At 57.2% G+C, this 19918-nt stretch carries 26 protein-coding genes; 13 read left to right on the top strand and 13 right to left on the bottom strand.

All coding sequences use genetic code 11. The features are described 5' to 3' along the window. Window positions 1-86: 86 nt before the first annotated feature. The 4 genes from OYT1_RS11310 to OYT1_RS14105 all read left to right on the top strand — a co-directional run bounded on the left by OYT1_RS11310 (window position 87) and on the right by OYT1_RS14105 (window position 4318). On the top strand, window positions 87-2354 hold the full coding sequence (locus tag OYT1_RS11310; RefSeq protein WP_232013178.1) for a L,D-transpeptidase Cds6 family protein: 2268 nt from the start codon (window positions 87-89) through the stop codon (window positions 2352-2354). Between the two features lie 158 nt (window positions 2355-2512). Further along, window positions 2513-3601: a chorismate synthase gene (gene aroC, locus OYT1_RS11305; protein ID WP_062626726.1), complete on the top strand. Its 1089-nt coding sequence runs from the start codon at window positions 2513-2515 to the stop codon at window positions 3599-3601. 13 nt (window positions 3602-3614) lie between these two features. Next, window positions 3615-3953, top strand: a complete 339-nt coding sequence (locus tag OYT1_RS11300; RefSeq protein ID WP_062626727.1) for a hypothetical protein — start codon at window positions 3615-3617, stop codon at window positions 3951-3953. Continuing rightward, on the top strand, window positions 3935-4318 hold the full coding sequence (locus tag OYT1_RS14105) for an Abi-alpha family protein (protein ID WP_408608771.1): 384 nt from the start codon (window positions 3935-3937) through the stop codon (window positions 4316-4318). The genes OYT1_RS11300 and OYT1_RS14105 overlap by 19 nt, the downstream gene beginning before the upstream one ends. 652 nt (window positions 4319-4970) lie before the next feature. Here the strand turns inward: OYT1_RS14105 and OYT1_RS11290 are convergent. The 10 genes from OYT1_RS11290 to OYT1_RS11240 all read right to left on the bottom strand — a co-directional run bounded on the left by OYT1_RS11290 (window position 4971) and on the right by OYT1_RS11240 (window position 12941). Beyond that, window positions 4971-5489 (bottom strand): phage virion morphogenesis protein, encoded by a 519-nt coding sequence (locus OYT1_RS11290; protein WP_084611987.1) that lies wholly within the window; start codon window positions 5487-5489, stop codon window positions 4971-4973. Between the two features lie 95 nt (window positions 5490-5584). Next, window positions 5585-6874, bottom strand: coding sequence for a PBECR2 nuclease fold domain-containing protein (locus OYT1_RS11285; RefSeq protein WP_062626729.1), 1290 nt, complete (start codon window positions 6872-6874; stop codon window positions 5585-5587). Window positions 6875-6879: 5 nt separating this feature from the next. Then, complete coding sequence (locus OYT1_RS11280; RefSeq protein ID WP_062626730.1) at window positions 6880-7236, bottom strand: hypothetical protein; 357 nt, start codon at window positions 7234-7236, stop codon at window positions 6880-6882. Window positions 7237-7238: 2 nt separating this feature from the next. Beyond that, window positions 7239-8804, bottom strand: a complete 1566-nt coding sequence (locus OYT1_RS11275) for a DUF935 domain-containing protein (protein WP_084611988.1) — start codon at window positions 8802-8804, stop codon at window positions 7239-7241. After that, window positions 8794-10485: a phage terminase large subunit gene (gene terL / locus OYT1_RS11270; RefSeq protein ID WP_062626732.1), complete on the bottom strand. Its 1692-nt coding sequence runs from the start codon at window positions 10483-10485 to the stop codon at window positions 8794-8796. Before terL ends, OYT1_RS11275 begins: the two co-directional genes overlap by 11 nt. Then, complete coding sequence (locus tag OYT1_RS11265; protein ID WP_062626733.1) at window positions 10478-10711, bottom strand: hypothetical protein; 234 nt, start codon at window positions 10709-10711, stop codon at window positions 10478-10480. Before OYT1_RS11265 ends, terL begins: the two co-directional genes overlap by 8 nt. Continuing rightward, window positions 10704-11198, bottom strand: coding sequence for a DUF1804 family protein (locus OYT1_RS11260; protein ID WP_062626734.1), 495 nt, complete (start codon window positions 11196-11198; stop codon window positions 10704-10706). Before OYT1_RS11260 ends, OYT1_RS11265 begins: the two co-directional genes overlap by 8 nt. After that, complete coding sequence (locus OYT1_RS11255) at window positions 11198-11605, bottom strand: hypothetical protein (protein WP_197714083.1); 408 nt, start codon at window positions 11603-11605, stop codon at window positions 11198-11200. Before OYT1_RS11255 ends, OYT1_RS11260 begins: the two co-directional genes overlap by 1 nt. 227 nt (window positions 11606-11832) lie before the next feature. Beyond that, on the bottom strand, window positions 11833-12420 hold the full coding sequence (locus OYT1_RS11245) for a hypothetical protein (RefSeq protein WP_062626736.1): 588 nt from the start codon (window positions 12418-12420) through the stop codon (window positions 11833-11835). Beyond that, entirely contained in the window at window positions 12417-12941 is a 525-nt protein-coding gene (locus OYT1_RS11240) for an N-acetylmuramoyl-L-alanine amidase (protein WP_084611989.1), read from the bottom strand. The genes OYT1_RS11245 and OYT1_RS11240 overlap by 4 nt, the downstream gene beginning before the upstream one ends. Before the next feature lie 131 nt (window positions 12942-13072). On the opposite strand from OYT1_RS11240, the gene OYT1_RS13715 reads away from it, so the two are divergent. Further along, window positions 13073-13243, top strand: a complete 171-nt coding sequence (locus tag OYT1_RS13715; RefSeq protein WP_172588551.1) for a hypothetical protein — start codon at window positions 13073-13075, stop codon at window positions 13241-13243. On the opposite strand, the gene OYT1_RS13710 is transcribed toward OYT1_RS13715, so the two are convergent. The 3 genes from OYT1_RS13710 to OYT1_RS11230 are packed head-to-tail and all read right to left on the bottom strand — an operon-like array spanning window position 13230 to window position 14528. Next, window positions 13230-13403, bottom strand: a complete 174-nt coding sequence (locus OYT1_RS13710) for a hypothetical protein (protein WP_172588550.1) — start codon at window positions 13401-13403, stop codon at window positions 13230-13232. The genes OYT1_RS13715 and OYT1_RS13710 overlap by 14 nt on opposite strands. Window positions 13404-13418: 15 nt before the next feature. After that, the gene (locus OYT1_RS11235; protein WP_062626737.1) at window positions 13419-14177 is read right to left on the bottom strand and encodes a hypothetical protein; all 759 of its coding nucleotides are present in this window, start codon (window positions 14175-14177) and stop codon (window positions 13419-13421) included. Next, window positions 14178-14528: a hypothetical protein gene (locus tag OYT1_RS11230; protein WP_062626738.1), complete on the bottom strand. Its 351-nt coding sequence runs from the start codon at window positions 14526-14528 to the stop codon at window positions 14178-14180. 92 nt (window positions 14529-14620) lie between these two features. On the opposite strand from OYT1_RS11230, the gene OYT1_RS11225 reads away from it, so the two are divergent. The 8 genes from OYT1_RS11225 to OYT1_RS11195 all read left to right on the top strand — a co-directional run bounded on the left by OYT1_RS11225 (window position 14621) and on the right by OYT1_RS11195 (window position 19913). Beyond that, window positions 14621-14809: a DNA-binding protein gene (locus tag OYT1_RS11225; RefSeq protein ID WP_062626739.1), complete on the top strand. Its 189-nt coding sequence runs from the start codon at window positions 14621-14623 to the stop codon at window positions 14807-14809. 105 nt (window positions 14810-14914) lie between these two features. Beyond that, entirely contained in the window at window positions 14915-15310 is a 396-nt protein-coding gene (locus tag OYT1_RS11220) for a hypothetical protein (RefSeq protein ID WP_062626740.1), read from the top strand. A 10-nt stretch (window positions 15311-15320) separates the two neighbouring features. Then, entirely contained in the window at window positions 15321-16364 is a 1044-nt protein-coding gene (locus OYT1_RS11215) for a hypothetical protein (RefSeq protein ID WP_062626741.1), read from the top strand. Then, window positions 16361-18013 carry a Mu transposase C-terminal domain-containing protein gene (locus tag OYT1_RS11210; protein WP_062626742.1) on the top strand — a complete coding sequence of 551 codons (1653 nt, stop codon included), beginning with the start codon at window positions 16361-16363 and terminating at the stop codon, window positions 18011-18013. Before OYT1_RS11215 ends, OYT1_RS11210 begins: the two co-directional genes overlap by 4 nt. An 11-nt stretch (window positions 18014-18024) precedes the next feature. Beyond that, entirely contained in the window at window positions 18025-18978 is a 954-nt protein-coding gene (locus OYT1_RS11205; RefSeq protein ID WP_062626743.1) for an AAA family ATPase, read from the top strand. Between the two features lies 1 nt (window position 18979). Further along, window positions 18980-19150: a hypothetical protein gene (locus OYT1_RS13705; RefSeq protein ID WP_172588549.1), complete on the top strand. Its 171-nt coding sequence runs from the start codon at window positions 18980-18982 to the stop codon at window positions 19148-19150. 2 nt (window positions 19151-19152) lie between these two features. Further along, on the top strand, window positions 19153-19371 hold the full coding sequence (locus tag OYT1_RS11200) for a hypothetical protein (RefSeq protein WP_062626744.1): 219 nt from the start codon (window positions 19153-19155) through the stop codon (window positions 19369-19371). Then, the gene (locus OYT1_RS11195) at window positions 19368-19913 is read left to right on the top strand and encodes a hypothetical protein (protein ID WP_062626745.1); all 546 of its coding nucleotides are present in this window, start codon (window positions 19368-19370) and stop codon (window positions 19911-19913) included. The genes OYT1_RS11200 and OYT1_RS11195 overlap by 4 nt, the downstream gene beginning before the upstream one ends. Window positions 19914-19918: the final 5 nt, after the last annotated feature.

Here is a 19918-nt window from a genome sequence, read left to right as displayed (position 1 = left end):
TGTAGCGCGTGCCAAAGCTCAGGGTGGCCGAAAGATTATCAAGGCCAGATGTGAACCAAAATCATAAAAAACAAATCAAGATGAATATGCCGAGACACTTCAATCAGCGCGCCGCAGTCAGTGCGATGCTACTTTGCCTTAGTCTGCCTGTTGGGGCAGGCGACATTCAGGATGCCAATCTATTATTCAAGCAGGGGAAACAGACCCAAGCACTGGAGAAAGTGAATGCGCTGCTGGCGAAAGACCCTAAAGATATGCAGGCGCGCTATCTGAAGGCGGTGATCTATACCCAGCAAGGGCGTACCAATGATGCCATCACCATCTTCCAGTCGGTCATCAGCGATCACCCAAATATCGCTGAGCCATACAACAACCTTGGCGTACTGCATGCCAGTCTAGGGCAGTATGAGAAAGCCAAGATCGAGTTTGAGACGGCGATCCGTCTGAAGCCGAATTACGCGATCGCCCACGAGAATCTGGGCGATTTGCATGTCAAGATGGCCAGCACATCCTATGGTTATGCGACCGATGCTGATCGCGGTAATGCTAAAGCCAAAGATAAGCGCGAGCAAACTAAGTCAATGACTAGCAGCAAACCCGCTACTGCGGCACCATCGCTCGCGCCTGCTGCTGTAGCGGCTGCCAAGCCGGAAGCACCCCAGCCGGCGGTCGTTGCTGCTGCTCCAGTCGCTCCTGTTGTGGCATTACCTGTAGCTAAGCCTGTAGAGCCCGTGGTCGTCGCTAAGCCGACAGCTCCAGCTCCTGCAGTTGTTGCACCTAGCAAAGTGACCTCGCCCGAAGCGTCGCCTAAGCCGGCGGCAGTACCAGCACCAGCTAAACCCGCCGTTGCACCTGCTTCGACGTCGTTCTGGCAGGTTTTGGTAGGTTCACATCCCGATGCGCCGGCGGTTTCCCCGACGGCAGCTGTCAAGTCTGCTCCTGCCGCGTCGAGCCCTGTTGTGGTGCAAAAAGCGCCTGTGGTTGCAACTCCAGCGAAACCTGTGGAGGCCGCCGCTGTCGCACCAACCAAAGTGACCTCACCCGAGACGCTCCCCAAGCCAGTGGCGGCAACTGCACCAGCCAAGCCTGCTGCGACACCTTCAGCGCCATCGTTGTGGCAGGTTGTAACCGGCTCTCATCCTGATGCACCGAAGGCTGCTCCGACTGTTGTGGCCAAACCGGCTCCTGTTGCACCGACCCCTGTCGTGGCAAAGCCTGCGCCAGTCGTTGTCGCCACAGCGCCGGCTAAACCTGTGGAGGTTCCTGCGGTCGTGGTTAGCAAGCCTGCCGCTCCAGCTCCTGCGGCTACGGTTCAAAGTAAAGCCGCTACCCCAGCTCCGTCGATCAAGGCGGCTGCGCCTGTCGCTGAAAAGCCAGCAGCCCCCGTCGCAGCAATCCAGACTAAACCAGTTGTCGTCGCAGCGCCTGCTGCTGTGGCCAAGCCTGTGGCAGCTGATGGCAACGCTGCGGTACTCGGTGCTGTGAATGATTGGGCTGCTGCGTGGTCGAGCAAGGATGCGAAGAAGTACCTGTCGTTCTATGCCAAGGATTTCGCTACTCCCGGCGGTGCATCGCGCGTTTCGTGGGAGTCGGCTCGCCAACAACGTATCAGCAAGCCGAAGTTCATCAAGGTCGGTGTGGATAATGCCAAGGTCACAATGATTGACAGCACTCATGCGACGGTGACCTTCAAGCAGACTTACCTGTCCAGCACCCTGAGTGAAGTCAGCAGCAAGACTCTGACCTTGGTCAAGTCGGGCGATGCGTGGCTCATCAAGGAAGAAAACGCAGGTAAGGCGGCATCGGCTCCTGAGGCGGTGGCAGCTATGCCAGCTGCATCTGTGCCAGTTAAGCCAGTCAGCCCAGCACCGGCTCCTACCTCCGTGGTTAGAGCACCCACCGCTGCTCTTGCACCTAAACAAGATGCGAGCAATGTGGGTAGTACCTCGGCGATTCGTCCGTCCATGCCTGTGCTGCCCGGTAGCCGTTCGCGCAAGCCCGTAGCCGGTTCGGCTGACGACTCATCGCCAGTCAACGCTTTGCGTGGTTGGGCGACGGCTTGGTCAGCTAAGGATGCGGATAAGTATCTGTCGTTCTATGCCAAGGATTTCACAGTGCCCGGTGGAGTTCCACGTGCAACGTGGGAGTCGGCGCGCGAAGATCGAATCAGCAAGCCGAAATTCATCCATGTAAATGTGGATGATGTAACGGTGACGCAAACTGACGGCACCCATGCTCGGGTGACGTTCAAACAGACCTATAAGTCGAGCTCCCTGAACCAAGTCAGCCGTAAGACCATGGTGATGGTGAAGACGGCTGACGGTTGGCAGATCAAGGAAGAGAGCGGCAAGTAAGCTAGCTTCGTTTGATCGCTGCACAAGAAAATCCCGCTTCGGCGGGATTTTTTCTGTCTGATGCCGCCACATTCGGCTTGCCACTGACGGGGGAATGACGAATTTTCGCACGGTGAGCCTATGATAAAATTCGGCGAAACTTTCTGCGAGATCGCGCCATGTCTGGAAACACCTTCGGAACCCTGTTCACCGTTACCTCTTTTGGCGAATCCCACGGCGCAGCCATCGGCTGCATCGTCGATGGCTGTCCGCCGGGGATGGCGCTCAGCGTCGCTGACATCCAGCCTGACCTTGATCGCCGCAAGCCGGGCACCTCGCGCCATGTCACCCAACGCCGTGAATCCGACACCGTGGAGATCCTCTCCGGCGTGTTCGAAGGCAAGACCACCGGCACGCCCATCGCGCTGCTGATCCGCAACGAAGACCAGCGTAGCAAGGACTACGGGACGATCGCTGAATCCTTTCGTCCCGGTCACGCCGACTACACCTACTGGCAGAAATACGGCATCCGCGACTATCGCGGCGGCGGGCGTTCTTCGGCGCGCGAAACCGCAGCGCGCGTGGCCGCTGGAGCTATCGCCAAAAAGTGGCTGAACGAACGCTTCGGCGTCACCGTGCGCGGCTATCTGGCGCAGTTAGGCGAGCTAGACGTCCCGTTCCAAAGCTGGGATGACGTGCCCAACAACGCCTTCTTCGCCCCCAATGCCAGCGTCGTACCCGCGCTGGAAGATTATATGGACGCGCTACGCAAGTCCGGCGACTCCATCGGCGCCAAGCTCGGAGTCGTCGCCAGCGGCGTACCCGTCGGCTGGGGCGAGCCGGTGTTCGATAGATTAGATGCCGACATCGCCCACGCGCTGATGGGCATCAACGCGGTCAAGGGCGTGGAGATCGGCGCAGGCTTCGACTGCGTCACCCAGCGCGGCAGCCAGCACGGCGACGAACTCACTCCTGACGGATTCTTGAGCAACAACGCCGGCGGCATCTTGGGCGGTATTTCGACCGGGCAGGACATCGTGGCGCACTATGCGATTAAGCCGACTTCGAGCATTCGCCTGCCGCGCCACAGCATCAACAAGGCAGGCGAAGCGGTGGAAGTCTCCACCGAAGGACGGCACGACCCGTGCGTGGGGATACGCGCCACGCCGATCGCTGAGGCGATGGTGGCGTTGGTGTTGATGGATCATGCGCTGAGGAATCGGGGGCAGAATGGGGATGTGGTGTGTGGGACGATGAAGATTCGTTAATTGGTCTAAGGCTATGAGCGAAGACCCTGTGTCGGAAACAGCAAAGGCTGTTCAAGAAGTTGCCAAAACAACTGGTAAAGCCATTGATGCCGGACAACAGTTTGGCGAATTTATTTCTCGATATATTGCCGGTTCTATAGAGCAAGGATTCGGGATAGTTGAAGACAAACTCAAATACATGCGCTGGGAAAATCAAGTCAAGTTGATGCATCGAGCTGCAAAACTGTCTGAACAAATCGGCCTGACTCGTCCTAATCGCGCAATCCCTCTCAAACTTGCAGTTCCTTTATTCGAGGCTGCCTCACTGGAAGATGATGAGCGCCTCCAAGATCTTTGGGCTCAGCATTGGTAAATGCAGCCAACCTCGATAGCTCAATCATTCTACAGCGTGCCTATATCGACATTCTCAACCAAATTACCCCATTGGAAGCTGAGATATTGATGAAGGTTTATTCTCTACCGTTCGAGAGAGTGAGTCATGAGGGCGTGGAAATTGGATGGTTGCCTGTTGAAGTTCGTATCGGCAAGGACGATGGGAGAGAAGATGATTTGCCTGTACCCTCCGATGAAATCAAATTGGCGCTCGCGAATTTAGCCAGGCTTGGCTGTCTTTCACTCCAAAGATCATGGGGGGGCGGTGAAATTTATAAGAAGGTAAACCCAACCCTTCTTGGGAGATCATTCGTTGAGGCATGCACCCTTCAACCGGCCCGGTAGGCAGCTAGGTAGGGCGCAATCGTTATTGCGCCGCATGGTTAAAACCGCCGGGGGTTGCCCGGCAGCAAGTTCCCTTTCTTGTCTGGCAAGAAAGGGAACCGAAAGAAGCCGCCCCCGGTTTGCCGCCCTTCAGGTTCCCTGCGTTGCTCAAACGGTCAGGCGGCTGCGGAACTCGCGCTTTGCGCTCAGACAGTCCTCGCCGAAAGCCCCTGACCGTTTTCCGCTACTCGGCGGCGCACAGGGGAAAAGCACGTTGCTTTTGTGTGCGCTGCGCGCACGTTTTTTGGCGTAGCCAAAACCAATGGGTGGGCAACGAGTTGCCCACCCTACAACTGGGTTTGGTTTTCTCCCCTCATCCGCCACCGAGCAGAGGAGGCTGGTCAGGGAATTCTGACGAATATGTTTGAGTCCGTGGCTGCGAAGCAGATCGGACGAGTTTATGAGGAAGAGTAGGGAGGGGGTGGAAACTGGATGGATAGAGAGGACAAAAAAAGCCACGAAAGCCGCGTAAATACTAGAGATAACACCAAAACAGAAAAAATCTGATTTCTGGACAGTTTTGGGGTAAAAGTGGGAGATATTCGGGAGGAATTATGGAGAAATTACCAGAATGAATACGGAAATAATCCCACTTCAAATGCCATTTAATACATCATCGAACGCGATTTAATATCACCGTCAGATAATCGTGAGTGACATCAGCAATCAGCTGACGATCCGACACAGGAAGCCCTACCAAACGCCGAGATGGAAGCCCTGGATGATTTACCCGCTTCCGATACATCCCACCAAATTTAAGTGCCTTGGATTTTTTTGGGGAAATTGTATAAGGCTGGGTTCCCGAATGGTGCCAGGCGGCTCGCATTGACTCAGTTGCACCGTCGAAACCAAGCACCAAAATATCGCCAGTTGCTTGGTAATTGAAACTTTGAAGCATGCGCCCCGTTTTATTCAGTGGCCCACCCTTACGCTTTTCCATAAGCGTCATGGGCGACAACTCTTTCCACTTCGAGCCATCCGGAGCCAGTCCAGCATTGTGACGCTCTCGGTTCACACGCAATAATGATTCACCCACGCTTCCGAGCAACTCTTGTGGATGGGATATGGCCTGTCGTGCTGCGGTCAGCGCACGGACAAGGTGATTTACTTGAAAATTTAATTCTAATTGCATATTATGGTGACTCCTTGTGGCGATAGAAGAACGGGTGCCTGACATCACCAGACCCAATCAAAACCACAGACGCGACCTTGCAGGAGGTCGCGTTTTTATTTTTTGAATACCAAACGTCCGATCCGCTGCTTATCGAAGTACTTCAGGCGCGCCTTATCGCTGCTCGGTTCAGCCATGAATGTGGTTGAGCCAGTCCAGCCGGTATGCCCCCATTCAAAAACCGTAATTCCATACTCCCCCGTTCCTTCTACCTCGAAGGCCCGCAAGTAACGTCGCTTTAATCTCCAGCGCTTCGGCTTATCAGGGTTGTCGTTCGACCAGGCTCGATCCTCTTCCCATGCCCACCAGATTTCGTCTGGCTCGATCAGCGTCATGGCTAGCATGTTCACGTAGCGCAGGCGTTCAATCTTTTCCGGCTTTGCCAGCCATTTAAATTCTCCCGTTCCATCATGGAACAGCGCCTTGGTGATTGCGATGGAAACACCTACTGCATCAGTGAAAACTGACCCCGTTTCCATGTTTGCTCCGAAGATGTCGAGAAAGTCGGCCACCGCCATTTCCGGTGCCGTTCCTGCCGGAAGAATTACGTCCGCTGGGATGGTGGTTGGCTTAAGTGGCGCTGGTGATTTGAATCCAGTTGGCCACGGCGTACCACGCTCCTTCAGTACTGCATCGTATCCTTGCAGCGGCGGCACGGTATGCGGCTCCAGCCATGCCTTGCCGGGGTTATAGGCGAAGCCCGGATCAATTCCCTTGGGAACGCGCACCGTGCGCGGGTTGCTGCCGTTCTTGCCGACCACACGCTCTTCCCATTCGATGGGTGGTGCGGTATCCGGCCCGGACTTACCGGCCTGCTCCCAGACCTGCTTGGCCTCAGTGCGGGTTAACGAATCTACCCTGCATTTGCAGCCCCATCCGTTTTGCGGCATGTGCACACCGAACCACGGATCATCAGCGGGAAGGGTCAATCCATCCCAAGACTTATGCTCCAGTCGCGGGTGCTCGATGCTGGTGTGCCGGTAGCGCCAGTAAGGGCGGAATTCCTTGAGCGACACCATCTGCTGATAACGCCCAGCGTTGTACGCCTGCGTGATGTTAGTGTCGTAGATGATCTTGCTGCGCCAGCCGGGTGCACCGTTGTGCGCCCAGCCATGCTTGGCGACGATCTCATCGAAGCGGGTGCGGAATTCATCGTAGCCGCCGCCTTCCCACTTGGCTTTTTGGATGGCGTTGTAGAAGTCTTCGACCAAGGCATCATGAGCGGCACCGGCCACAACAAAGGCGTGACTGTGCTGCTCTTGCCAGATGTCCGTCCAGCCTGACGTTGGAAGCTTGATCTTGTTGCGATAGAACTCAATCGCTTGGTCGAATTGAAAGCCGCTCATACTTGCTATGCTGGTAGCGGGCTATGGCGTGGTTTTGCCGCCTGCTTTTCCCGAATCTGCTCCACCTTCGTCCAAATTCTCGCCAACTCGCATTCGCCCGCGTCGTGCATGTCCATTTGTTGCGCCAAGCACAACGCCGCGAGCGTCACCATCACGCCGCCGACTTCTTGCACTGGATCGCCTACCGGCCCACCAAAGACGTAGTCCACAAGCTGGTGTGCCTCGCTTTGTGTGCAGCCGGTGGACTGAACAAGCTCCAGCGCCTCTTCCAAAAAACGATGGTTGCGCTCATCTACGTCGTTCGAAATTTGTTCTCCGAAGCACACGGTCATCCACGGCTTCACTCGCTTCTGAAATGTCATCGTCAATCTCCGTTATTGATATTTCCACCTATATCCGCCCGCCCAGCCAGATTCGCCGCCGTCATCCCCTCAGCGATGTTCTGCACCCACTCTTTTGATGGAGTTGCTGTCAGCGCGGCGATCTTGTCCAGCGCCTCGTCAAAGCTGCCAGACTCAGCCACGATGGACGCGATCTGTTGGGTTAGCACTTCTTCATGCGGGGCAGATAGCGCGGCCAGTCTGGCGGCATAGATTCCGGTCACGTCGGCTTCCTTGGCCTCTTTCGCCAGCACAGCCAGACGCACCAGCGCCGCATCGGCAGGCTTGGTTGCGGGTGGCGTTTCAGCAGGCTTGGAGCTTCCTGCCACCAGCAGCTTTGCCCCTTCCTTGGCACGCGGGATCTGAGTCACCTGGTGCGCGTATTCGACATCGATCTCCATGCCCATCGCGGCGCCATCATTCAGCACCTTCACCATCTTGCCTTGATCGACGGTTTCCTCGGTGTCATAGACGAACTTCGGCATTCTGTTCTCGGGGAACATGCCGTTGATGAGCACAATCGGACGCACCAACTGATTGTTGATAGTCGGCTGGATCTGGCGCACGTCATGCAGCAGAATCTCGCGGCGCACCTTATCGTAGATCATGATGCGCGCTTCGGACGTGGTCTTGCCATCCAGCTCGCCGCCGAGGATGGCCTTGGATTGTTTGCTCTCCCAGTACGCCGTCGCGTTGAGGAAGTCGTCAACATTGCCCTTGGCCGCGGCTTGGATGAAGTCGATAGTCATATTGGCGGGAACGACACCAGCACCATCCGACCCGATATTGCGCACTGCGCGCAGTAGCTCGTCGCGCTGAGTCTTGCCGATGCCTGACGGATATTTACCCAAGCGCAACGGCAAGCCATACACCTCAAGAAAGCGCTGCATGTCGCGGATGTTGTAGGCCTTGTAGGCATACGTCCACGCCAGAACACGGAACAGCGAGGCCTGCTCGATGTAGCCTGATTTAGCCCGGTGCTCATGCACCACCCAGCCCCACTCGCGCAGTGGCTCCGGCATCCCCATCTTGAGCAGTTGAATCTCTGCCGTGTCGCGGTCGGTCTGAAAGTTGCGCTGAGGAAGGAAATTCAGGCTACGCGGCAACCACTCGCTGCCAGTTTTCCATTCGATCTCCAGCGCAGCGAATCCCTTGCCGATCGCATCGGTTAGATCGTATTGCGCATCCTCAAACCGTGGGATGCTGGCGAGCATATCTTGTAGCTCAACTGTTCGGTCGATCTCGGCCTGAGTAGCATCCTTGGGTGGCTCCAGCTTCCAGCCCAACCCAGTCACGGCACGGCGGCGCTTGGCCAGCTCAGAAAAGATGTGTGGATCTTGCTCCTCGACCAGCTCGAACAGAGTGGCCTGTTCGGTGATGAAGCCCTGATCGGCCTGCGCAAATGCGCTGGCCAGACGGGACGGGTCGAGCGTGTTCACGCTCATGTAATTGAGGGTGTTGCCCTGAATAGAGCGCGGGCCGGATTGCAGGGTATCTAGGCCGGTTTTGGTTATTCTGGCCAGTGCAGCCTTCATCTGTTTAATCATCATCTTCCCAATCATCATGATTACTACTGTATCGGCTGCTGCTGCGCATCTGGCTGCGAGGCCGCGCCGCCGAGGTGTACTGCCACTCGCCGCCGAACTGTGTAGCCAGCGTGTGCAGCATTTCCAGTGCATCTGGGCCGTCGTCATGGTCAGCTTCTGGCCAGAACTTGAGCTGCTCGATCAGCGTGCTTTGCGAGCGGTGCAACAGGATCTGGCCGTTGGATACATGCGGTTGCAGGCTGATGATGCGCAGCCCCTTGTCGGTGCTGGGTGTGACTGGAATCGCCGGAAATGAGATACCGGCCAGCGCGGCGCGTTTGATCAGCTCGCTGTACAGGAAAGCCTGGAACTGGACGGTTTCCACCGCCCAAGCCACACAGCCATATTCGGCCTGCAACTCGATAGCGCGGCTGATGATGAGGTCGGGCACGCGGCGGCAGATGTCCGCCTCGACCACCGATAGCTTCATCGTCTTGCGATTCAGACCGCCGACCAGAAGTGCCGAGGGGTCGCGCGCCGCGCCTTGCTTGCCCAGAGATGGGTCGAGCGCACCAAAGAATGTCCAGTCGTTGTCGCGGTCGATCCAGAACTGGACGTTCTTGAACGGAGCCGTCTCGTCGTTACCAGCCTCGTTCTGCTGTTCCTGATTGAACGCATCGTGATTGACGGCGCGCATGCACATCAGCCGATACAGCGGTCGCACCTCTGGCCACGACACCACGGCCCCGGCATCCATCGCCGTCTTGTTCTGCTCGTATAACGCGCGCGCTTCGGCCTCGAACACCTCTTTCTCATCATCGTCACCGGAGCGGGTGTAGATCGCCTCCCAGCGCTCCCACAGCGCCATGTTGTCCGGCCACTGCATGATGGAGCGGAAGATGCGCCGCCGCCATCCCGGTGCGCGCGCCACGCGGTTGATCGCGGCATCGTAATGCAGCGAGGTGCCGACCCAGAACACGTCCATGCCGCCTCCGGGGCCAGCCAAGCCGATCACAGCCGACAGGACGTATTTCTCGATCTTGTCGCGCTGCTTCTTGTCCTTCACGTTCTCGTCGTTTTCGAGATCATCCAGAAAGATCAGGTCAGGCCGATGTGGGCCGTGCTTCATGCCGCGAATCTTCTTGCCAGTGCCGCCGATGCGCACCTTGACGTTGTTGGCGGTGATCGCCGTCGTGGCCTGCCATACCCGGCCTTGGCCACACGCTTCGGGGAAGTCCATCGCCAGGCGCGGGTTGGTATCCAGCTCAGCCTTGATCGACTCCAGCATCTCGGCGGCTTGCTCCTCGGTGTTCATGATGATGCCGATCATGTGCTTGCGACCGGTCACGATGCACCACAAGCTGCCGAGCTGAGTTTCGTAAGTGGACTTGGCCTCACCACGTGGCGCTTCGTGCACCTCGCGGCCATCGGCAGCGCCATCGATCACCTCCGGCAGGCGCTTGAAGATGAACTGCTGGAATAGCGAAAAGTAAGGCGTGGGCACGTAGTGCGGGAAATAGGTCTGGCAGAAAAACCCGTAGTCATGCCAGGCGCGCTCACGGCGTACACGGCTGGCCTCCGCGTCAGTCGGAAACGCCTCGCACTCCAGTTCGATCTGGTTGCGGATGTCCTCGCCCAGCTTGGCCAGTTCCAGCTCGAACTCACGCCAGTTGCGGACTTCCTTGATGTCACGATCTTCAGCCATTTTTACTTGCCACATCCTTGGCTAACATCGCGGCCTTATCTTTATAAGCAGCCTTCGATAGCTTGAGGTATGACTCGATTAAATCTCGGTCTTTAGGTGACTGATCTTTCAGCCAGAACTCATAAAATCCACCCATTCCTTCGACGTTACGTGACACATCTTTAGCCATTGATGCGTGAGCAATGACAGAAAGCGCGTGTTCAGTCGCAGTAGATAGCTTAGCCATATCTCTTTCCTAGAGTCGCCCCCACCTCTTCAAAGTGCGGTTGAAGTGCTTTCAAAGCGGCGGGGTCTTTTAGACGCAGGTGGTCGGCGATGGTCTTGAGCGTGTCCAAAGCCACCGACAGTCCAGAAAACTGAGGATTCACGCGCGCAAATGCCTTGCTGAACTTGGCATAGGCATCGGCCAGTTGGGCGAGCAGCTGCGCCTTATCCGCTGCTGGGATCTTCGATTCCTCCAGCTCGCGCGTCGTGGTGATGACTTGTCGTGCAAAGTCTTCCACCAACTGCTGGTTGAGCGCGTCGATTCCGGCATCGCTGATCTTGTAGGCCATGCGTGCCGTGTCCCAATCATCTCCCTTGACCTTGGCGGCTCTTTTCCAGTCGCGGGCGGTGTCGTAGCTCACCCCGCACGACACAGCCGCACCATTAAGGGGTAGCCCCTCCACGAAGAGCTGGCGCACGCGATCGCGAGTGTCCTGAGAGTGAGCCATCAGTGTGGGATGTGCTTGATAAGTTCGACCGCTGCCGCAGCCAGCGCGCCGCCCACGCCACCGCCCAATGCGCTGAGCTTGGCCACCTTCTCGATGATCTTCTTATCCTCACCTTCCAGCGCGGTGACACGATCACCCAGACCATTGATCTTCCCCCTGACATTCGCTTCGAGATCGTCGATGAGCTTGTTGATCGCCGAGCTACTCTCTTTGATCTTGTCCGACAGGTTGTCTTCCACGCGATTGATGCGTGCCGTCGCAGCCTGGTCAAGTTTCTGGATGTCGCCCCGGATCGCGGCCATGTTGGTATTCATCGCCTCCACAGTGCCGACCAGCTTGCCGATACTGTGCATGATCTGGGCGTTGCTCACGCCGCCGCTGTCTAAACCATTGTCTTTGTCACCCACAAAATCCCCCTAACCAGCCAATTACCGCCATTGAAAAAAATACTACCGTCGCGTAGTGCCACGTCCTTACGCGCTTGTCGGAACCCATTAGGATCACCGCGCACACAAATACCCCGGCGAAAAAGAAGCCCAATAGCCATCTGAAATCGTTATGCCACCACGCGCTGCCGATGCCACCAGTGACGAAGGCCGAAATTAGGCACAGGATGTAACCAAGACGGCTCATCTCACTGCCTGATCGAAGGAGCTTTAGCCAGCAGTTCGTCTTTGTCGCGCGAGCCACGCGAGCTGCCGAACTCGAACTGATGCGCATCGCGCAGGCTCAGGCCGAAGTAACTTGTCACGGTGGATAGTTGAGCTAGGAGTGCACCAAAAACACCTTCGCTTATAGCATCTGGGTATTTGGCTTTGACATAGCCAAGGGCGAGCATTCCTAACAGTCCGAACAGAAGCCCAATCACATCAGTGAGCACCATCAGGTCGGCGCGTTGATTGCGATACCCAGCCAGGTGCAGCGATACGTCGCGAGCACGGGCATCTTTGCGATCACCGGCAGCCACACGTTCCAGCTCTTCCAGATTGGCAAAGCCAAGCGACTGCATCCTGAGGGCGAAATCGTTGTCTGCCTGACGCAGCGTGGCGAGTTGTTCGGGCGTGGCTGAGGCTACGGCTTGCTGAATGGCACGCTGGTTGGGCTCGACCTCCACGCCGATAGCCTGTCCGATGGCCGTGGCAGCCATGCCGACCAGCTGTGGGACATTGCCGGTGGCGGCAGCGCCGATCCATGGGAGAATGGTTTTGAGTAACTCGTTCACGCTGCGCTCCCCACGGATTCATCCAGCAGCACATGTCCGGCCAGCGGCTGCTTGCCTCCGGCCAGCCATGCGGCCACGTCGAAATTCGGGCAGGTCTTGGTCACGCCGGGCAGCCCGCGATGGCCGACGATCTCTACACCGGGATAGGTTGCTTGCAGGCTTTCGATCAGACGCTTGAGGGCTTCCCACTGGGCGCGAGTGAACTTGTCTTTACCGATGATGCAAATGCCGATCGAGCTAGCGTTATAGCCCTGGGCATGCGCGCCGATCTCATCCACATGGCGAGCGCTGACCACGGCCCCCGCGACGTAGATCAGGAAGTGATAGCCGATGCTGGTGAGGGCGGGCTCTTGCACCCGACGCCACCCCGGCAGGCGCTTGAATCCGCGTACGCGGTGCCAGCTGTCGATCTCTTGCAGCGGAGTGGTGAAGTTCTTGTCGCCGGGCTTGCCGGTGAACAAAGTGCGCCCGTTCGGACTATCCGAGCAGTGAATAACGATACGTTCGATTCTGCGAGCCATCGCGGCCTCCCATCAGTTGATGGTGGGAGATTACGCGCGCGCGAGTTGGGTTATGAGGCGGGAAATGTTTCCCGAGGGGCGATGGTAAGTGGCTTAGGGTGGAATGATCCCCTCAATATAGGAGGAGCATCATGGGAAACCAAACGGCGCAGGAAAAACTGGTGGCAACGGAAAAGCTGCTCAACTTCATGAGCGACGAGTTAGCGGACTGTCACCAACAAGAGAAGCTTGAAATATTGGTGCTGGCCTATCACGCCCTAGCCGGTACGCATGAGCTGCGCAGACTGGTTAGCCAGATTTAGTCATGTCATGGAAGTGCGCTTGCACGGCCTGAAGACAGTCTTCTAGAACGCCCTCAACACTTGGGCTGCGGGTGTTGCTGGAGTAGTTCTTCTGGCCAATAGTGGCACTCGCGAGCTGGGTGGCCATCTTGAGTAGTTCGATTGCGGTTTCTTCTTTCATAGCGGGTTCCTTGGGTTACTGGTCTTTGGGGAGATTCACTGGGGCGGCTGACAGCGCGTAACTGCGTCCTGACTTTACCCTCGCCACATCTCCAATGATCTCTCCGTAATACATGGCATAGCGAAACTGCTCGGCATCAAATTGCGGGAATTGTTTGGCGAGCGTGCTCTGCACAATGCCCGGATTGGCCTCGATAACGGGGAGAGCCGCGCTCATCACTTCCGCGTAAAGCGGATCGTCGCGGGTGAATGCGACCATCAGCTTTTTGAATTTCTCATGAACCTCTGGCGGAGTGTTTTCATTGGTGATTGCGTAGGCCAGTTTTTGCAGCCATGCGCGCGCAAAATCGTAGTCCCCGGCGTTCCATGCCTGTTTGATTTCGTCGAACTGCTGTCGCCACTCTATGGACAGATAACCGTCATCAGTTTCGACGGTATGGACGCGCGCTGGATTATGTTCGACACCCCGTTGCGCTTGCTGCTCTCGCTCCTGAATGATTTGAATATTTTGCGCGTGAAACTCCTCGGCCTCACGTTTTTTTCGGGCGGATTTTTCTTCTGCGGATTCTGTTGGCTTAGCTTCCTCCGCCTTTCTAAGTTGATCTTTCTTCCAATCCTTATAGACGAAAATAGCAGTAGGTATGCCAATTACGATGGCAAAGAGTAATCTGCCGCCCACCTGCTCATATAGCCAGATGAAGGGATAGGCGAGGATGAACAGAATGGCACCGACAAATATGGCAAAACCACTTGCGGCATCCGACTGCTTGCTCATTTATTTCCCCTTTGGTTCTGCCTCAAGCTTGAACGACAACGCCTTAGCTACCGTCCCTGGTTTTAGCCCCAGCTTTTCATCCGCCTCGGTGCTGTTCAATCCGCAGTAGTCAAGAAAGCGGTCGATGATCTCTATCAGGCTGCTGTCCCCGTTGAGGATGTAGTCCACATCTAGCTTCAAATCTGGGCGCTGCGCCACCAATGCCCATAGTTCCTTTTCGGGGAAGCTTTCCCGTTGTCTTCGTCCAGTCCACGCACGTTGTGACAAGCCGAGCAACTCGGCTACCTCTTTGTCAGTCTGTTTTTTTAGCTGCTGTTTCAGCCGCAGTGTCGCTTCCTCAAAATAATTCATCCCCCCCCCCTTGACATTAAATTAAATGGTATTAAACTTACCTCATAGTAATTTAATTACCATTAAGCCAAGCCAAAAATAAGGAGCCTCACATGACTAAGACCCCTCAACAAATTAAATCTGATTTCGATGCCAAGGGCATCCCTGTTTCCAGTTGGGCAGATCAGAACGGCTTCCCGAGAGACGCAGTGTACCGCGTTTTGAACGGCTTCACCCCGTGCAAACGCGGCCTGCCACATCGTATTGCAGTCGCCCTCGGCATCAAGCCAACCGCCAACTAAAACGATCAACGGTGGTAGAGCGCCCGAGCGTCAGAGCCGCAAGACAGCCAGAACGCCTGAGCGCCAAACGCCACCACCCAATAAACCAGTGAAAGGGATGTGCAAATGAAACCAAAAACACGCAAAGGTTATACCCGACTGCAACTGATCGAATTATCCCAAAAGCTGCCGAACTTTCCGGGGACGCTGGATGATTTCACGCTGGCGGATGTATTGATGGAATTGTTGGAAGCGGAGCAGTTGAACATCGGTAAGCAAAGCGCCGCCGTGTTGCTGGGGTTAGTTAAAAAGCTGACTGATCGCGCCATTACAAACGCACCCAAGCCCGCGCAAGTTAACGGCGACGGTGAGCCGGTGTACACCGTGGCTGAGATCGCCGCCATCACCGGAGAAACGCCGGAGGCGGTGAGGTCGGGGATCGAAGCTATCCGGCAGGAAGGCGGGGGCGCGGCAGTCAATGCGCTGATGGCCGATCCGAATCAAGTCTCGTCTTTGCACTAAGGTGGGCGAAATGGAAAAGAAAATTCAACTTGCCGACGGCGAAAGCCAACGCGATCTGGTGAATCAGTTGTTAGGCCAAATTCAGATGGCTAATTCTTTCGCGAGATTCGCCGACGTCGTCAGTTTGCAAAAGCTAAAACATATCAAGGAAACCAAGGCATATAAGGCTGTTTCTGGGATGGGGGCTGTCTCGGCTGACGGTGAAAAAATCGCCGACGTCGGCACTTGGGAGGGATTCTGTAGTGCGCTTGGCATGAGCAAAAGCAAAGTTGATGAAGACTTGTTGAATCTAAGTGCATTTGGCGAGGATGCATTGAAAAAGATGGCCAGCATGGGAATCGGCTATCGCGATCTGCGCCAGTACCGCAGATTGCCAGATGACGATCGGGCGGCGCTTACTGAAGCGGCTAAGACAGGAGACAAGGATACCCTGCTTGACCTGGCGGAAACTCTGATCGAGAAGCACTCCAAGGAAAAAGCCGCGCTCAAAAACGAAATTGCGACAAGCGAGACGCTGGTAAATAACCTTAAGCGCAACTTCGACACGGTCAACAACAAGAAGTTGGCGCTGGAAGACGAGGTGGCGCGCCTGCGTCCGCGCACGCTGATGCCGGGTGTTGCCGAGTTCGATGCGCGCACCTTCGAGGTGCGCCACGAAGCGGCAGGGCTGGAATACGGGGCGCGGATTCAGATGGATGCACTGGATACGCTGTTTATCGAGGTTTTGCAGGATGCGGAGGTGGACGCGGAAACCGAATCGCTGCGACTTAAAGCGGTGGGGCTGGCAGCCGGGGCGATGCTGGCGCGCGCGCTCGACCTGTACGAGCGGGTCAAGGAAGGGCTGGGCGGCGAAATGCCGGTTAAACCGCATGGCGACCTGATGCTCACCAGCGATGAGAAAGACATGCTGCACGCCGGGGTGATGCTGCTCAACGCCAATTTTGAGCGGGGGCGTGAGGCTCGCAAGATGACAGTGGATGATGAGGTCAATAAACACCGCACCGGCCCCGGTCGGCGCAAGGGCAGCAAGAACAAGAGTGGGGGCGAAAAATGAAAGCCCTGACCATTACCCCTGCGGCAACACAGTTGCCACGCCCAGCATTACGGGCTGAGGTCATCAGGCTGGACAAGCACCGCAAGGGGGCATTTGCGGTGGCCGGAGACAAGAAGAAGATCGCGGCGTACCACTGGGAAAGTGTGATTACAGCGATCCGCGCCATACAAGGCCGTGGCTCGGAAAGTGCCGCCGTCGATCTGTTCATGCGCCGGGCTGAGAACGGCGACTTGAAGCCGAGCGTGATGGATGCGCTGGCTGCCGTGTCGGTAGGCAAGCGCATGATGCCTTCGCGCAGCACAATTTTTGAGAAGCTGGCGGCGTACCGCGACCACGGCGTGGATGGCCTGGTCAAAAAACACAAGGGGCGCATCCGCATCGAAGGGCGCTGGGAAGGGTTGGCGCTGGAGATTTGGAGCCAATCGACCTCTCCGGAAATCGCCCCTATACACCGCAAGCTGATGGAGGTGCATGGCTTTACCGTCGGCTACGAGCAAGTGCGCGGCTATATCAATGCGCTGCCCGCCACGCTGGGGCGTATGAGCCCGGCACGGATCGGACGCAACGCTTACCGGTTGTCGCAAAAGTCTTTCATCCGCCGCTGCATCGACAACCTGCTGCCGGGCGACATTTATGTCGCCGACGGCTACTGCGCCGACATTTACCTCGCCCACCCGATCACCGGCAAGCTGTGGCGGCCAGAGCTTACCGTGGCAATGGATCTTGCTAGCCGACATATCGTGCATATGCGCGCAGACGAGCATGAGGGCACCTATGCCGTGCAGAACATGTGGGCGGAGTGTTTCGTGAAGTGGAACCATGTTCCACTGATCCTGTATGTCGATAACGGCTCTGGGTATTTCAACCACCTGATGAGCGACGAAATGACGGGATTCTATGCCCGCTCCGGTGTACAGGAGGTCATCCATGCCATCCCCGGCAACCCGCACGGCAAGGGCTGGATTGAAAGGTTTTTCAGGACGTTTAAAGACGATTTCTTGCGCGTTCGCTGGGCGGCGTATTGCTGCGCCGACGAGCAAGCTGACGAAGTAAAAAATCACCTGGTCAACGAGGTCAAGGAAGGGCGTATTGCTTTGCCTACATTGGCCGAATTTATGGAGAGCGTGACGGCATGGTTGGCCGATTACCACGGCAGGGCCATCCCGAACCAGCCCGCGCTGGCCAAGCAGACACTGTGGGCGCAGTTGCAGCCCGTGCCGCCCACGGTGAACCTTGCCGTGCTCAAACGCCGTTCAGAGATGCGCAAGGTTCGCCGCTCCGCTGTGGTGCATATGGGGCGCGAGTATAGCCACCCCGACCTGCTCGCTTGGAACGGCCAGCCCGTTGTTCTGGAGTACGACCTGACGGATGACAAGGTGGCGGTGATCCGCACCGAAGCGGGCGATTTCATCTGCGATGCGCATCTGGTTAAAAAAGTTCAGCAGTTCTCGGACAACCGCCTGGAAGACCTGCGGCAGAAGCGACTGGAGAACCAGATCAAGCGCAAGCAAAAACACCTCGAAGAAGATATAGCCCGCGCCGGTCGGGTATTCGATGCCGAAGCGCTGGCCGAGGGGGCGCTGCCCGCACTGGAGGGTGAATCGCAGCGCATCGAGGGCGGCGATTTCAGTCTGGACGATTTTAACTAAGGGAGAACAACATGACGCAGAAGACCTATCCAACTCACTACACCGCTGCCGACATCGCGCTGGTGGAACGCATCCACGTCTGGATGACCGAGCACTTGTACAAGCAGGCAGCGCTGGCACGGCTGGCACGGATACCGGCCAGTACGCTGAATCAGATCATCAACGGCAACTATATCACCAGCCCGAGCAAGCAGCTGGCTGCGGTGGAGTCGGCCATGCGCCACGCTGAGGAAACCACCTCGGACGCAGTCGCTCCGGTGGAAACCAGCGTGTTCAAGTTGGGGCAAACCTGCTGCGCGATGGCGCGGCGCAACCGCAATTTCGCGGTGTTCAGCGGCTTCGTCGGCACCGGCAAGACTTTCGCCATCAAGCACTACGCCGCGACGCACAGCAACACGCACTTGATCGAAGCTACCCCAACGATGACCCCGCAGAGCCTGATCCGCGATCTGTCGGTGCGCATCGCCGGATACAGCGGCAAGGGCAGCATCGCCAGCCGCTTTGACGCGGTGGTGGATGCGCTGCGCAATACCGACAGCCTGCTGATCGTGGATGAGGCCGAGACGCTGACCCCGCATCAGCTGCATACCCTGCGCCGCCTGCGCGACCTCGCCAACGTCGGCATCTTGCTGGTGGGTACCGAACATCTGTCCGGCCTCATCAAGCCCGCACACGGGCAATTCGACCAGATCCGCAGCCGCACCGGTTTCTGGCCAGAGACTGTGCGCCAAATCTCACAGGAGGATGCAGCGGCGCTGGTGCAGGCCGGATTCGGTACCGAGGAGGTGCCCGACGAGGTGGTGGTGCGGCTGTATCAATACTGCAAGGGAAGTGCGCGGATGCTGGTGGAGGGGCTGATCGCCTCGATGCAGCAGATGCGCAAGGGCAAGTCGCTGAGCTGCGACATGGTGGATTTTGTGGCGCGGCAGGCACTGTGCTTGCAAGCCTTACCTAAGGGAGCGTGAGATGAACGAGAACTTCAAGACTTTACTGGGAATCGTGGCCTTTGTTGCGGTGCTGGCCTTCTTCGCCAAGATGGACTACGTCGCCGATCTGGAAATGGAAAACCAAGCGCTGAAGGCCAAGGCGGATCAGTGCCAAGGTCGTCGTATGGTCTATGCCGAGAGGGAGGAATAGCCATGTGCGGAACCGCGAACACGATGGGCGACGATCAGCACCGTGTAGCCATCAGGCTGGCGGCTTGCGCCGCAGAACTTGACGAGCTGAGGGACTTTATCCCCTCGCGCCGGCGCTTGGCGGTTGAGGTCGTCGAAAAGTTGCATCAGCGTGCGCAGGCGTTTGCGGGTGCCCGCATCGCCGAAATCTATAGCGACGACGAAGAGGATACCCATCTGTGAAAACCTCCTGCCCAGCCTGCGGAGCCACGGCCAGCCTCGATGTGCTGCTCGGCAACGAGGGTGCACGCGAGGCTGTAATGGCCGCGCTGGCCATGCCTGCGCCCATCGGCAAGCTGCTCATCCAGTACCTCGGCCTGTTCCGCCCGGCGCATCGCAACCTCTCGTTCGACCGTGTGGCCACGCTACTCAACGAGCTGCTGCCGCTGATCGCTGAGGCCAAGATTGAGCGCAACGGTCGTGTCTGGAGCGCCCCGCAAGATTACTGGCGCATGGCGCTGGAAGAGATGCTGGCCAAGCGCGAGACGCTCACCCTGCCGCTCAAAAGCCACGGCTACCTGCTCACGATCATTGCCGGATATTCCAGCAAGGCCGAGGCCGTACAGGAGGCTCAGTCCGAAAACACCCGCGCCGGTCGCACGCCGGTCGGCAGCGTGGCAGCACGTCAACCCGTAGCACCCGCTCAGCCCGAGCAAAAGAGAACACCCATCCCGGAATCGGTGAAGGCCGAGCTGGGGCGCTTGAAAACCAAAACCCACCCATAGGAGAC

The organism is Ferriphaselus amnicola, from assembly GCF_000974685.2.
Taxonomy (GTDB): domain Bacteria; phylum Pseudomonadota; class Gammaproteobacteria; order Burkholderiales; family Gallionellaceae; genus Ferriphaselus; species Ferriphaselus amnicola.
Note: the sequence above shows the minus strand (reverse complement) of the source record. Positions and strands in the feature narration are given on the sequence as shown.